Raw genomic sequence first — 14,157 nt, forward strand, 5'->3', positions numbered from 1 at the left:
CTCAGACGACCGCGCCGCCGATCTGCCCGTCTGGACACATCTCTACAATTGGCACAGACCACACGCGGCCCTAAAATCAAAACCACCAATCAGCCGGTTACGATTAAATCGGAACAACCTATTGAGGCTCCACACCTAGTCAATGCAAAGCATCAAGGGCCAAATGCTCAGAATAGATGCGCCTCTCAGCTCGCGGTTGAGCCGACGCACAAACCCGCTCGTGAGTGTCTCAACTACCCCGTCAATCACTGGCGTCAGCCAAGCACCAATCAACAAGATCTCAGCGACCCAAGAACAACCCTGGGGATGGTCACAGTCTCGTGGGGGCCATTGCCGCGCATTTCGCCAGCGGCTAAGCCTCGGAAAATGGGGGTATTCATGCCATACCCTCGCGCTACACTAACGCCCAGATCCGACTGGAGGACCCGATCCAATGAAACACCTTACTGCGCTCGCGGCTGCGCTTACGCTTTCTGCTCCGGCGATGGCGGACACTGACCCCACGAATTGGCAATCCGTTGTCGAGGAGGCGCGCGGACAGACTGTTTATTGGAACGCTTGGGGTGGATCGACCACGACAAATGACTTCATCGCCTGGATCGGGGAAAAAGTCGCGGCAGACTATGGAGTGACATTGGAACATGTGAAGCTCACTGACACCGCAGATGCCGTGGCGCGGGTCACGGCTGAAAAAGCTGCTGGTCAGGAAACAGACGGCGCCGTTGACATGATCTGGATCAATGGCGCGAATTTCGCGGCCATGAAAGACGCCGGGCTGCTGTTCGGCCCCTTCGCCGAGGCGCTGCCAAACTGGCAATATGTCGATGTGGACGGCAAAACCGTGACGACAGATTTTACGGTCCCAACGGACGGGTACGAAAGCCCATGGGCCATGGCTCAGGTGGTTTTCATTCACGACAGCGCCACCCTGCCCCAGCCGCCAAAATCGGCGGAGGCGCTGCTGGAGTGGTCCGCCGCCAATCCTGGTCGCTTCACCTTCCCGCAGCCGCCAGATTTTCTGGGCACCACGTTTTTGAAACAGATGCTGATCGAACTGGTTGAGGATCCGGCCGTGCTGCAACAGCCTGTTGGGGATGACTACGCTGAGGTCACAGCCCCCTTGTGGCAGTGGCTGAGCGAGCTGACACCAACCCTTTGGCGCGAAGGGCGCGCCTACCCGCAGACGGGCCCCCGCCAGCTGCAACTGATCAATGATGGCGAAATCGATATGGCAATTTCGTTCTCGCCAGGAGAGGCGACGGCTGCCATTGCCAACGACCAATTGCCTGAAACCGCACGCACGTTCGTGTTGGACAACGGCACACTCGGCAATGCGAGCTTCGTGGCGATCCCGTTCAACGCCTCGGCCAAAGCGGGCGCCATGATTGTGGCCAACATGCTCTTGAGCCCAGAAGCGCAGCTGCGGGCACAGACGCCCGATATTCTGGGCTATGGCACTGTCTTGGATATGGACGCGCTGCCCGAGGCTGATCGCGCCGCCTTTGATGCGCTCGAACTTGGCGTGGCCACGCTGACACCGGCGCAACTGGGTCAGGCCCTGCCGGAACCGCACCCATCGTGGATGCGCCAGATCGAAGCGGACTGGAGCGAGCGCTACGGCGTTGGCAACTGATCAACGCTCTTTTCTGGGGGCCATGGTCGCGCTGGCCCCCAAACTCACCCTTGCGGTTTTGATCGGGCCCGTTCTTGCGGGCCTGTTTGGTACGGTTTTGCCAGCCATCGGCTTTCTGCAACCGGGCGGCTCTGGGGTTTTATCTGGAGCGCTGTCTGCCCAGCCCTTGACCCTGGCACTGGACACCCCTGGACTTTTGCAATCCTCTTGGCTGTCGGTCAAAACAGGCATGGTCTCGACGTTTGGAGCCCTGGCCGTTGCCATGTTGTTGGTGGCGGGCTGGCATGGGACGCGTTGGTTTCGCGTCACAGAACAGGCGCTATCGCCGCTTTTGTCGGTTCCCCATGCGGCCGCGGCCCTTGGTTTGGTGTTTCTCATTGCGCCCTCTGGCTGGTTGGCACGGCTGGCATCACCGACCCTGACAGGATGGGATCGCCCCCCGGACATTCTGGTACTGCAAGACCCAGGGGGATGGGCCCTGATCCTGGGTCTGGTCGCCAAAGAACTGCCGTTTCTTTTGTTGATGCTGCTGGCGGCTCTGCCTCAGGTGTCGTCTGCTGCCAGTCTGCGGGTCTGCCAAGCGCTTGGGTATGGGCGCGTTTTGGGGTGGATGGTCGCGGTGGCCCCGCAAGTCTATGCCCAGATCAGATTGCCGGTCTATGCGGTCCTGGCCTACGGCATGTCAAACGTCGATGTGGCGTTGGTTTTGGGCCCAAATACGCCACCAACCCTGGCAATGCGAATTTTGCAGGGCATGTCGGACCCCGATCTCAACCAACGCGCACCAGCCGCTGTGCTGGCTCTGTACCAGCTCGCGCTTGTGGCGATGGCGCTGGGGCTTTGGCGACTTGGTGAGAGTATGGCAGGCCATCTGACCCGGCGAAGTGTTTGGCGTGGGTGGCGGCTGCCAAGCCTGCCTGACCGGATCTTACGTATCAGCGGGCTGAGTGTCGCCGCCGTGGCCGCCCTTTCTATCTTTACCGGGCTCATAACACATGCAGTCTGGTCCGTTGCCGGGCGCTGGCGGTTTCCTGACGCACTGCCAGAGCAGCTCAAACTGCGCACCTGGATGCGCCATGGGGCGGATATCACGGATGCGGTTGGCCTGACGCTCTCGCTCGCCCTCACAGCGGCTCTGATTTCCCTGATGCTCACCGTGCTCTGCCTGGAGGCTGAACATCGCAGCCAACGCAAGATGGGCAAGGCTGGGCTGCTGATCCTCTATCTGCCTTTGATCCTGCCGCAGATTACATTTCTCCCCGGCCTGCAGATCCTGTTGCTGAAAGGTGGCGTCAGCAGCGGAGGGGCGCCGGTTCTGATTGCGCATGTTGTGTTTGTGCTGCCCTACGTGTTCCTAACGCTTGCCGGACCTTTTCGGGCCTGGGACGCACGCTATGCAACGCTTGGCGCAACACTGGGGGCCAGTGCCGACCGCACACTTTGGCGGCTGCGTTTGCCGATGCTGTTGCGCCCGCTGTTGACAGCTCTGGCGGTGGGCATGGCGGTTTCCGTCGGGCAATACCTGCCAACGCTGCTCGCCTCCGGCGGCCGCTTGGCAACGCTGACAACCGAGGCGCTCGCGCTAGCGTCTGGCGGAGATCGTCGGGCCATTGGCGCTTGGGCGCTTGCCCTCACTCTGGTGGCCTGGGGTCCATTTATGCTCGCCCTGGCGCTGCCAAGCCTTCTGCATCGCAACCGCAAGGGGATGTCCCATGGCTGATCGTGGTTTTTGCATCGAAAACCTGACCATCACCCACCGCCAGCAGGGCGTTCTGCTGTCGTTGTCTGCGCGGGTGTTGCCGGGCGATGTGATGTCGGTGATGGGCCCATCAGGTATCGGCAAGTCCACCCTGCTGGCGGCCATCACCGGCACCCTACCCGCGCCGTTTTCCCAAACAGGCCGGATCCAACTGAACGGTCGGGATCTGACCGCCCTGCCCCCACAGGCCCGACGTGTTGGCATCCTGTTTCAGGATCATCTGCTGTTTCCGCATCTGTCGGTGGGCGAAAACCTGGCCTTCGGTCTGGCACCCGATCTAGACAACCGCCGTCAACGGGTGTGCGACGCCCTGGCTGATGTTGATCTGGTTGGGTTCGAGGACCGCGACCCCGCCACATTGTCCGGCGGCCAGCGCGCCCGCGTCGCGCTGATGCGCATGCTGCTGGCCGAACCCGAAGCCCTGCTGCTGGATGAGCCTTTTTCCCGCCTGGATGCCGAGCTGCGCACCCGGATGCGTGATCTGGTGTTCAGCCGCGCCAAAGCCGCCAACCTGCCCGTCATCCTGGTCACCCACGACCGCGAGGATGCCGTGGCCGCCAAGGGGCAGATCGTTGAACTTGCAGAACACCGCGCCTAGGCCTTCATGGCGCGCGCCAGCCGATGCACGGCTGGTAAAGGCACCCAGCGGTTCCAACCTCGTCAGACCAAAACGAAAAAAGGCCGGGATGATCCCGGCCTTTTACATTCTAAAATCCAGCGGCCTTAGGCGCGGCGGCGACGTCCACCACGACCACCACGGCCGCGACCTTCTTCACCGGCTTTTGGCGGTGCTTTGTTGAACTTGATCCACTCGCCGCCACCTTCGTCATTGTTGGTGAGGAAGTTGGCCGCACGGATGGCTTCCATTTCCTTGCCCGCACGTGGTTTGGTGGAGCCCATGCCGAACAGCTGAACAAATGCCTCGTCGTCCATACCTTCCGGCAGGACCACGCCAGCGGCTTCGACTTCTGCTTTTTTCTCGGCAATTTTCTTGGGACCGATGGGCAGCGCCACAGGGTTCATGATCGCAGAGGTCATACCGGTTGCCATCGCCATTGGCAGGAAGGCGTTGTTGATGCCGTGACGGTTCGGCAGGCCGAACGAAATGTTGGACGCACCGCAGGTGGTGTTCACACCCAGTTCGTTACGCAGACGGTTGTTCAGTTCAAACACCTGCAGGCCCGCGGTGCCCATGGCGCCAATCGGCATAACCAGCGGGTCAACGACGATGTCATGCGCCGGGATACCGAAATCAGCCGCCCGCTCCACGATTTTCTTCGCAACCGCAAAACGCACCTCTGGGTCTTCGGAGATACCGGTGTCGTCGTTGGAAATGGCCACAACGGGAACGTTGTATTTCTTGACCAGCGGCAGAACCACCTCCAGGCGCTCTTCTTCGCCGGTGACGGAGTTCAGCAGCGGACGGCCTTCGGCGGCTTCCAGACCGGCCTCAAGCGCACCGGGAACAGAGCTGTCGATGCAGAGCGGGCAGTCGGTGACCGCCTGGACGCGCTTCACCAACTCACGCATCAGGTCCGGCTCGACAAAGTTGTTGTCGGCGTAACGCGGATCTTCGGCCATTTTGTTGGAGAAGACCGCACCGGAGTTGATGTCCAGAACGGTGGCGCCAGCTGCGACCTGCGCCAGAGCGTCGGCCTCAACGCGGGAGAAATCACCGCGCTCCAGTTCCTCGTTCAGGATCTTACGGCCCGTCGGGTTGATGCGTTCCCCAATCACGGTGAACGGCTGGTCAAACCCCATGATCGTGGTTTTTGATTTTGATTCAATGATGGTACGGGTCATAGTTGATCCTTAGGAGTTGACGGGCTTGGCAGAGTCGCCGCCATTGTTGATCGCCCAGTTGGCGTTTGTTTTGATGCCACCCAATGGGAAGAAGTGCACATTGGTGATGTTGAAGTCCGGGTTCGCCGCCTTGTGGGCTGCCAGTTCCGCGATCACGTCTGTGGGTTCATACGGCAGCAGCAGCTTGGACACATCCATCGCACGCTTCTGCAAAACCTTCAGAGACGGGCCAACACCACATGCGATGGCAAACTTGATCAGCGTCTGCAGCTTGGCCGGTCCCGCGATGCCGATGTGGATCGGGATATCGACGCCTGCGGCTTTGACACTGTCGGCCCATTCAATGATCGGCTTGGCTTCAAAAGCAAACTGCGTGGCCAGAGCCATGCTCGCATCGGTGCGTTCAGAGAATTTCTGTTTCCACTGAAGCGCTTCGCCAACATTCTTCATGCTGCCGTCCGGATCGATGTCCTTGTTGCCCTCTGGGTGGCCAGCGACGTGCAGATTGCTGAACCCAGCTTTGTCGAACAGACCGGTTTCCAACAGCTGCATGGAGCTGTGGTAATCACCATGTGGCGTGGTCACACCGCCTGCCAGCAATAGGGCCTGTTTCACATCCGCTTCGCCCTGGTAGCGTGCGATCCAATCGGCCAACGTGGCTTCATCCTTGATGATCCGCGCTGGGAAGTGCGGCATCACCGGGAAACCCTCGGCGTTCAACCGTTTTGCGGTCTCCACCATCTCTTCGATGGGGGTGCCTTCGATATGGGCGATGTAAACGCGCGTGCCTGCGGGCAGCAGATCGCGGAAATCGTCAACCTTGGCCGCCGTTCTTGGCATCACCTCGATCGAGTAATCCTGCAGAAAGGCTTCGACCTCGGGGGAGCTGGTCTGCTCTGCGCCCGCATCGCGTTTCTTGAAGTTCAACAAAGCCATCGTGGCCTCCCAAAAAGATGTCAGGCTCATGCCCATCCGTCATTTGCGATCAGCGCCTTCAGGCGGTCCTGATCATATTCTGTCTCCAGACGCGTGGCCTCTGCCTCCGCAATCTCTGCCGCTTCGCCTTCAACGGTGTAGGGCGCCGCTTTGCGCCATTCCGCCAGATAGGCGTCGGCGTCTTTGGCGTTCACCTTCATGGCAGCCCGATCGATGGCTTGTTCGAACCGCTCCTCCAACTGGCGTTTCGCGCCACGGCGTCCCTTGCCTACGATGACCTGGGCCGGAATATCGCGCCAATATACAAGCGTTACGTCGGGCATTGCCTTAGCTTCCTTTGCGTCTGGGTAAATGTGGTTTTAGTGCTGCCGCTTGTTATGTGTTCGCCGGATTTCGACCTGACAATGGTGGAGAGCGACCTTTTTCTGCGCCGCAGTTTGCATAGCTCGCTGTCGCATTTCTGACCACCGTTAGCCAGGCTCATAATTTTCAACAGGTTTATGAATTGGGCGCGGAAAATCGCAGGCGCCGCTGCGGTGAAAGTCATCGCCAAGGTCGAGCGCGATCTTGCGTGCATCGGCTCCCCGCCATATGGTTGTCGTAACACGATAATCGGAGGGCGTGAATCATGGCGCCCAGGCGTTCCAAAGGTGGCGGCGCGTTTCCCCGCGCGGTAGAGAGCCCGGCACCGGCCCGTCCAGATCCAGATGCGCTCTATGCAGCGCTGGATTTGGGAACAAATAGCTGCCGTATGCTGATTGCCCAGCCAAAGGGCAGCGGTTTTCATGTGGTAGACAGTTTTTCCAAGTCGGTGCAGCTTGGCGCCGGTCTGGAACGAACAGGGCGGCTGTCGCGCGCCTCGATGTCGCGCACCATTCAGGCCCTTCGCATTTGTCAGCAAAAACTGAAACGCAACCGCGTCAAACGGATGCGCCTGGTGGCGACCGAGGCCTGCCGACGCGCCAAAAACGCCCGCGATTTTATCCGCCAAGTGCGCCGCGAAACAGGTCTACCGCTGGAGATAATCCAACCGGAGGAAGAAGCCCGACTGGCGGTGATTTCCTGCGCTCCTTTGGTGTCGACAAAAACTGACCAGCTGTTGGTGGTCGACATAGGCGGCGGCTCGACCGAATTGGTCTGGATTGACATCTCGTCGGTACCGCGGCGTGATCGTCCCTCTGCCATTATGCGGCTGCACGCGGGCTTTCACACCGCAGATAGCCCGTTCCCGGCGGCCAAAGTGGTCGATTGGATTTCCGTTCCGCTGGGCGTCGCCACGCTTCGGGACCAGTTCAACGATGTTGAAGATGACGCCGCGCGCTTTGCGTTGATGAGCTGGTTCTTTGAGGAGAACCTGGCAGATTTCGCGCCCTACAAGGATGAACAGACCCGCGCGGGCTTTCAGATTGTGGGCACGTCAGGCACCGTCACCACCGTGGCCGCCTCGCATCTTGGCTTGAAACGCTATGACAGGACCAAAGTTGATGGGCTGCGGATGACCAGCGATCAGATTGACAAGGTCATCCGTTCCTATCTAGAACTCGGCCCCCAAGGGCGGCGCAGCGATCCGCGCATTGGCGAAGATCGCCAAGCATTGATCATGTCAGGCGCCGCAATCTTGCAGGCCCTGTTGCGCTGTTGGCCGACGGATCGGCTGTCGGTTGCGGATCGCGGCCTGCGCGAAGGCCTGCTGTACGCTCAAATGAGCGCAGATGGCGTTTTGGAAGACGGCCCGTTCTAGCGGCTCAAACAGATTTAATCAGCGCCTCTTGAAGGCGGGCAGACACCACAGGGTGTTCTGCGCAAGGACAGACTGATGGCAAAAACACCCACTGGCAAAAACACCTCCGGGCGGGGACAACGCGACCTCAAGGTCAAGGTAAAATCCGCCCGTGGCCGCAAGCTCAGCTCGACACGGTGGCTGCAACGCCAATTGAATGACCCCTATGTCAAACGGGCTCAGGCCGAAGGCTACCGTGGGCGCGCGGCCTTTAAAATCATGGAGTTGGACGATAAATTCCGCTTTCTCGTCAATGGTGCGCGAGTGGTCGACCTGGGCTGCGCCCCCGGCGGTTGGGCGCAGGTCGCCGTCAAACGGATCAATGCCCTTGGCGAAAAGCCCGGCAAATCCGTGGGCCGCATCATCGGCGTTGACCTGCAAGAGGTCGAACCGCTGGCAGGTGCGGAGTTCCATCAGCTTGATTTCATGGACGAAGGTGCAGACGATCAGGTGAAAACCTGGCTGGGCGGCAAAGCGGATGTGGTCATGTCCGATATGGCTGCGGCAAGTTCGGGCCACAAACAGACCGACCACTTGCGCATCATTTCGCTCTGCGAAACAGCGGCTTATTTTGCGTTTGATGTGCTGGAGGAAGGTGGGACATTCGTGGCCAAAGTTTTGGCCGGTGGCGCCGAAGGCGAGTTGCAGAAGCTTCTGAAGCAGAAATTTACCAAGGTCTACAACGTCAAACCGCCCTCGTCCCGCTCTGACAGCTCAGAGAAATTTGTGATCGCCACAGGGTATCGCGGCAATCAGGACGACGAGGTCTGAGTTTCACCATCCCTCAACGCGTTGCGGCGAGTGTTTGGTCCGCCGCAAAGCGTTCTTGCCGTTTACGTCTAACGAACTTGGCGCTGGAACCACGCGAGCTGGTTAGTGCCCTGCCCTCAGCGAACGCAGCGCCTGGGATTGTACGGCGATGATATCTTGCGCGGCGCCATCGGATTTGAGGCAGATGCGAACACCGTCGCTGGCACGAGCGGTGGACTGATGGCGCAGGCCAGACCGCAGTTTCTGTTTCACCACACCTGCCGCAGAGCCCGCCACGGATGTCAAAGATTTGCGGATGTCCATGTGCCCCTCATATGCTGACGCCCGAGTTCTTTCGGGATGAGTTGTGTCTAGGGGTTGAGTGGGACAGCAAATTGGCGCGATTGTGGCAACGCTGCCTTATTGTTGAAGAATTGGAAACAATCGCCCGGAAAAATAAGAGCCAGCAACTGGTTCACTGATGCAGTCGGCGATCGTCGACCACAAAAATACCGCGCAATACCGCAACCAGAAACGCCGTACTGATACCGAAGGCAAACAGGCCGGTCACCGCCCCGAATGCAGCAAAGATCCGCAGCCCATCGCCGAGCACGACATCGCCGTAGCCAAGCGTGGTATAGGTCACCAGCGAGAAATAGACCGCCGTGTTCCAATCCGGCATTGCCTGCGCAAAGATCAGCGCCGACGCCCAAACCCAGACCTGCGCGGTATGGGCCAAAACGACCAGCGCAATCGCAACGCCCATCACCACCACACCGCGCCAAATCCGCCAGGTCAGACGAAGCTGTTCCAACCGCCGTCGGGTCAAGGTGAAACACAACAGCAGCAAGGCGGTTTCAAGCGCAAGACACAGACCAAGATAAAGGCTACCCCATAGCAATTGCTGCAACAGTGTCATATGTAATCTTGCCTCGTTCAAATCTGGCCCAGCCCGGCCCAATCTGGCCAAATTCAGCCCAACCCGCCGCCACCTTACGTGGACATAACAACGGGATGCAATTCTCACGGAGAATTTTCCAGCTCTGTGCCCTTCCGGATCAGCCTGAGGTATGGGCCTGACATATTCGGGGCCTATATTGTTGGAAACATACGGGTTCTTTCGCATCCCAAAACTGGGGCACAAGACCCCTGCTCCATATGACCACACTCTGCCCAAAGGGTCCCCAACATGCTGGAATTCCAAGACGTCAGCAAATCCTACGCCTCGCCTGACGGCGCGGTGGAGGTGTTGAACAAGGTGACCTTGACCGTATCCGCCGGCACCAGCCTTGCGCTCACCGGCGACAGCGGTTCGGGCAAAAGTACATTGCTGCATCTTGGCGGCGCACTGGATCAGGCCGATTCCGGAGTTGTGCGTGTCGATGGACAGGATCTGACCGATTTGGATGATGCGGGGCGTTCCGCTTTGCGCCGAGATAAGGTCGCCCTTGTCTTCCAACAGTTCAACCTGATCCCCGCGTTGACGGTGGAACAGAACATCAACCTTCACGCCAGATTTGCCAATCGCGCAGATGCAGCATGGTCCGCAGAGCTGGCCGAGCGGCTTGGCCTCGGTGCATTGACCAGACGGTTTCCCGAGCAGCTATCCGGCGGGCAACAGCAGAGGGTGGCCATCGCGCGTGCCCTGGCCTTGCGCCCCAAATTGCTATTAGCGGATGAGCCGACCGGAAATCTTGACGAGGAATCAAGCCGTTCTGTTATCGAATTGATGCAACAGCTCAGTGCAGAAACCGGTGCTGCCCTGCTGTTGGTAACCCATTCGCAGGACATTGCCAGCCAGATGGATCGTCAGTTGCACCTGTCTCGCGGGACGCTGCACCCGGTTAGTGCGCGTGAAGACACCACACTGGCGGGCGCCGCAGAATGATCTGGGCTGCCTTTGCAACGATCCTGTCCCACTGGCGGCGGCACAAACTGCAATTGGCCATGCTGGTTGTCGGCTTGGCACTGGCCACAGCTCTGTGGTCCGCCGTTCAGGCCATCAACGCCGAGGCGCGCGCCAGTTACGCAGAAGCCGCAGGACAGATCTCGCCTGATCGTCAGGATCGCCTTGTGGGGCCAGAGGGCCAGGTCACATTGGCCCAATACCAAACGCTGCGGCGGTCTGGCTGGCAAGTCACCCCGGTTGTTGAAATGACACTGGGCACGGGCAATCGCCAGTTGGAACTTATCGGGATTGATGTGCTGTCAAACCCGCTGCTCGCCGATCTGATGGCGACGCAGGACGATGCTGATGCGCCTCAAACAGGGGAACCGTCAACCGCCCAACCCCCGACGCCCGCGGATCTACTGCTTGCACCGGGCAGGATGTTTGCCCATCCCGAAACACAGTTTCCGACAGCGCCAGCGGGTCAGTCCTGGCCCCCCATTATAAGATCAGAGCAGGTACCTCGCGGACTGGGGCTGGCCGATCTCTCGACTGTGGTCGCAATGGCAGGAACCCCCGACCGTTTCAGCCATCTTGTGCTGCTGCCCAATCAGCCAAAGGGGGTTCCGCCCTTGGCCGAAATCACCCCTGAACTGCGCCGCCAAACAGCCGCCAGCGGGGCCGATACAGCGCAGCTGACCGAGAGTTTTCACCTCAACCTTACAGCCTTCGGTCTTTTGTCCTTTGCGGTTGGCCTATTCATTGTGCAAGGCACAGTGGCTCTGGGGATCGAGCAGCGCCGCGGGTTGTTCCGCACGCTCCGCAGTTTAGGAATTCCACTCAAAACGCTGATTACCATTATCTTTCTGGAGCTTTTTGCGATCACATTGCTGGCTGCGTCGCTTGGTCTGGTGCTTGGCTTTGTCCTCGCGGGGCTGCTGTTGCCCGGTGTCAGCGCCACGCTGTCCGGGCTCTATGGGGCCCGAGTTGATGGAAGTCTTACCCTCCAATGGCATTGGGTCCTGTCCGGGCTGGCCATGGCAGTCGGCGGCATGATCCTCGCAGGCGCGCAAAGCTGCCTCAGCATCGCAAAACTGCCGATCATGGCGCCACCGGCAGCGGCCGCGCGCGGGCAACAAGCCTGCCGCAACCACCGACGCACAGCCGCTGTTGGCGCCCTGCTCCTGTTGGGCAGCGGCATCCTGCCCGTTGCATTCGATGGGCTGTTGGCGGGTTTTGTGTTTGTGGGCGCATTGATGATTGGTGCTGCACTTCTACTGCCCTGGGCACTATCGCACCTCTTGCGATTTGGAACGCAGACCGCCCGTGGGCCGCTTGCCCAATGGCTTTGGGCCGATATGCGGGCCCAACTGCCTGGATTGTCGCTGGCTTTGATGGCGCTGCTTTTGGCGCTGGCGACAAATATTGGCGTTGGAACAATGGTTTCCAGCTTCAGGCTCACCTTTGTGGGTTGGCTTGATCAACGGCTGGCGTCAGAGATGTATCTGACCATTCCCGCGCGCGAGGACCCCGCTGCCATCACCGATTGGCTCACTGAAAATGATGTTCGGGTGCTGCCCATCCGGCACAGCGACGAACGCTACGAAGGGCTGCCGTTGGAAGTCTACGGCGTCGCCGATGATCCGACCTACCGCCTGAACTGGCCGCTATTGGATGCGCTTCCTTCTGTTTGGGACAAGATTGCAGCTGGTGACGGGATCCTGATCAATGAACAGTTTGCCCGCCGCGAAAATCTGAGCCCTGGGGATCAACTCCGCATCGCAAGCGATTGGGAAGCCGAGGTATTGGGCATCTATTCCGACTATGGGAACCCGCATCTCCAGGCAATCGCAGGGCTCGATCTTGTGGTGGCCAAGCGCCCATCCATCAGCAACCGGCGCTTTGGCCTGCGCATGGACGAGACCCAAATCGCGCCTGTGCGCCAGCAACTGCAGGACCGTTTCGATCTGCCCGCAACTGCGTTCATCAACCAATCCGCGCTTAAGGCCCAGTCGCTACAGATTTTTGACCGCACATTCGTAGTGACTGCCGCGCTGAACCTGCTGACACTGGGCGTCGCAGGGTTTGCCATTCTGACCAGCCTGCTCACCCTTTGGAACCAGCGATTGCCACAGCTTGCGCCGATTTGGGCAATGGGGATCACGCGGCGCCAACTTGCCTGGTGTGAGATCCTGCGCAGCGTGCTCCTGGCCGCGCTGACGGCGGTTCTGGCACTGCCCTTGGGGCTGGCTTTGGGCTGGGCGCTGCTGGCTGTGGTCAATGTCGAAGCATTCGGCTGGCGATTGCCAATGGCGCTGTTCCCGCTGGATTGGTTGCGTCTCTTGGCGCTGGCGTTGCTGGCCGCTGCCATCGCTGCGGCATTGCCTGCACGAAAACTCTCTCGCCTCCATCCTGCTGACTTACAACGGGTATTTTCCAATGAACGCTAGTTCAATCTGCAACCTGTTTTGGGCAGGCCTATTGGCAATTGGGGTCTGTGGCGGCGCTAATGCGCAGGGCTACGCCGGGTTGGGCACCACGGCCGAGGGGTTTGCTGTGCCGCAGCCAAACACTCCGCTCCGCTTTCCTCAGGATCACGCGGCACATCCAGAATACCGCATTGAGTGGTGGTATCTCACCGCCAATCTGACAGGTGTGGATGGCCAGGATTACGGCATTCAATGGACGCTGTTTCGTTCGGCACTCAGACCCGGATCACAAGATCAGGAAAACGATGCAAATATCTGGTCCAACTCGCAGATTTGGATGGGGCACGCAGGGCTGACCACCGCGGAGGCGCATTACTTCGACGAGCGTTTGTCGCGCGGCGGTCTTGGTATCGCGGGCGTTGAGGCCGCGCCGTTTCGAGCCTTTATCGATGACTGGCATATGACCGGAACGAGCGAAGAGATTGACCAGATCCAGCTGTTTGCCAGGGGGGACGCGTTTGCCTACGATCTGTCGCTCATCGCTGATGGGCCCTTGGTTCTGCAGGGCAACCAGGGCTATTCGGTGAAGTCCGCACAGGGACAGGCCAGCTATTATTATTCCCAACCGCACTACAGGATCCGTGGCACCCTGCAATTGCCGGAAGGACCGGTTGAGGTGACAGGCGATGGCTGGCTCGATCGCGAATGGTCAAGTCAACCCCTGGCCGAGGATCAAAGCGGCTGGGATTGGTTTTCCCTACGCTTTGACGATGGCACCAAGATGATGGGATTTCAGTTGCGCGGGACCGACATCTTCACGTCAGGCACCTGGATTGCGGCAGACGGCAGCGCCACGCCGCTGGAACCCGGGGTGCTGACAACAACTGCACTGTCGACCACGCAGGTAGAAGGACGAGACGTGCCGACGCGGTGGCGTTTGCAACTGCCTGAACGGGATCTGGATATCACAGTCGAAGCCATGAACGCCAACGCCTGGATGGGCGCATCATTTCCCTATTGGGAAGGCCCCGTCCGTGTCAGCGGCAGTGCAACGGGCATCGGGTATCTGGAGATGACCGGGTATTAAACGGCGACAGGCGCGCGCTGCGGACACTGGTGTACCCCACATGAAAAAGGCGCCCCATTGGGACGCCTTTGATGTTGTTGGCCTTCGATGTT

13 protein-coding genes and 1 pseudogene are annotated in these 14,157 nt (G+C 59.7%); 9 read left to right on the forward strand and 5 right to left on the reverse strand.

Annotation, left to right across the window (positions count from 1 at the left end):
• The 4 genes and pseudogenes from Q0C28_RS10885 to Q0C28_RS10900 form a co-directional block, all read left to right on the forward strand.
• Positions 1 to 139 (forward strand): annotated as a pseudogene (locus Q0C28_RS10885) (IS481 family transposase); the annotation flags it as partial.
• A 294-nt stretch (positions 140 to 433) separates the two neighbouring features.
• Positions 434 to 1,633, forward strand: coding sequence for an ABC transporter substrate-binding protein (locus Q0C28_RS10890; protein ID WP_293575685.1), 1,200 nt, complete (start codon positions 434 to 436; stop codon positions 1,631 to 1,633).
• Positions 1,623 to 3,353, forward strand: a complete 1,731-nt coding sequence (locus tag Q0C28_RS10895) for an ABC transporter permease subunit (protein ID WP_366934237.1) — start codon at positions 1,623 to 1,625, stop codon at positions 3,351 to 3,353. Before Q0C28_RS10890 ends, Q0C28_RS10895 begins: the two co-directional genes overlap by 11 nt.
• Positions 3,346 to 3,990 (forward strand): ATP-binding cassette domain-containing protein, encoded by a 645-nt coding sequence (locus Q0C28_RS10900; RefSeq protein WP_293575687.1) that lies wholly within the window; start codon positions 3,346 to 3,348, stop codon positions 3,988 to 3,990. The genes Q0C28_RS10895 and Q0C28_RS10900 overlap by 8 nt, the downstream gene beginning before the upstream one ends.
• A 125-nt stretch (positions 3,991 to 4,115) precedes the next feature.
• On the opposite strand, the gene Q0C28_RS10905 is transcribed toward Q0C28_RS10900, so the two are convergent.
• The 3 genes from Q0C28_RS10905 to Q0C28_RS10915 are packed head-to-tail and all read right to left on the reverse strand — an operon-like array spanning position 4,116 to position 6,454.
• A complete protein-coding gene (locus Q0C28_RS10905; RefSeq protein WP_293575689.1) occupies positions 4,116 to 5,195 on the reverse strand; it encodes a methyltetrahydrofolate cobalamin methyltransferase in 1,080 nt (359 codons plus the stop codon).
• A gap of 9 nt (positions 5,196 to 5,204) precedes the next feature.
• Positions 5,205 to 6,131: a methylenetetrahydrofolate reductase gene (locus Q0C28_RS10910; protein ID WP_293575754.1), complete on the reverse strand. Its 927-nt coding sequence runs from the start codon at positions 6,129 to 6,131 to the stop codon at positions 5,205 to 5,207.
• Between the two features lie 26 nt (positions 6,132 to 6,157).
• A complete protein-coding gene (locus Q0C28_RS10915; RefSeq protein ID WP_293575691.1) occupies positions 6,158 to 6,454 on the reverse strand; it encodes a virulence factor in 297 nt (98 codons plus the stop codon).
• Between the two features lie 305 nt (positions 6,455 to 6,759).
• Between Q0C28_RS10915 and Q0C28_RS10920 the strand changes: the two genes are divergently transcribed.
• Both Q0C28_RS10920 and Q0C28_RS10925 read left to right on the forward strand, forming a co-directional pair.
• Positions 6,760 to 7,872, forward strand: coding sequence for a Ppx/GppA phosphatase family protein (locus tag Q0C28_RS10920; protein WP_293575693.1), 1,113 nt, complete (start codon positions 6,760 to 6,762; stop codon positions 7,870 to 7,872).
• 75 nt (positions 7,873 to 7,947) lie between these two features.
• Positions 7,948 to 8,682: an RlmE family RNA methyltransferase gene (locus Q0C28_RS10925; RefSeq protein WP_293575695.1), complete on the forward strand. Its 735-nt coding sequence runs from the start codon at positions 7,948 to 7,950 to the stop codon at positions 8,680 to 8,682.
• Positions 8,683 to 8,784: 102 nt separating this feature from the next.
• Here Q0C28_RS10925 and Q0C28_RS10930 read toward each other — a convergent pair whose 3' ends face one another.
• Both Q0C28_RS10930 and Q0C28_RS10935 read right to left on the reverse strand, forming a co-directional pair.
• Positions 8,785 to 8,985, reverse strand: a complete 201-nt coding sequence (locus Q0C28_RS10930) for a hypothetical protein (RefSeq protein ID WP_293575697.1) — start codon at positions 8,983 to 8,985, stop codon at positions 8,785 to 8,787.
• Positions 8,986 to 9,136: 151 nt separating this feature from the next.
• Entirely contained in the window at positions 9,137 to 9,580 is a 444-nt protein-coding gene (locus tag Q0C28_RS10935; RefSeq protein ID WP_293575698.1) for a potassium channel family protein, read from the reverse strand.
• A gap of 270 nt (positions 9,581 to 9,850) precedes the next feature.
• Here Q0C28_RS10935 and Q0C28_RS10940 point away from each other — a divergent pair, with 270 nt between their 5' ends.
• From Q0C28_RS10940 to Q0C28_RS10950, 3 genes are read left to right on the forward strand one after another with little or no spacing between them, the layout of a single operon-like run.
• Entirely contained in the window at positions 9,851 to 10,549 is a 699-nt protein-coding gene (locus Q0C28_RS10940; RefSeq protein WP_293575700.1) for an ABC transporter ATP-binding protein, read from the forward strand.
• A complete protein-coding gene (locus tag Q0C28_RS10945) occupies positions 10,546 to 12,999 on the forward strand; it encodes an ABC transporter permease (protein ID WP_293575702.1) in 2,454 nt (817 codons plus the stop codon). Before Q0C28_RS10940 ends, Q0C28_RS10945 begins: the two co-directional genes overlap by 4 nt.
• Positions 12,989 to 14,065, forward strand: coding sequence for a lipocalin-like domain-containing protein (locus Q0C28_RS10950; RefSeq protein ID WP_293575704.1), 1,077 nt, complete (start codon positions 12,989 to 12,991; stop codon positions 14,063 to 14,065). Before Q0C28_RS10945 ends, Q0C28_RS10950 begins: the two co-directional genes overlap by 11 nt.
• Positions 14,066 to 14,157 lie beyond the last annotated feature (92 nt).

This window comes from Phaeobacter sp., from assembly GCF_022825805.1.
Taxonomy (GTDB): Bacteria; Pseudomonadota; Alphaproteobacteria; order Rhodobacterales; family Rhodobacteraceae; genus Phaeobacter.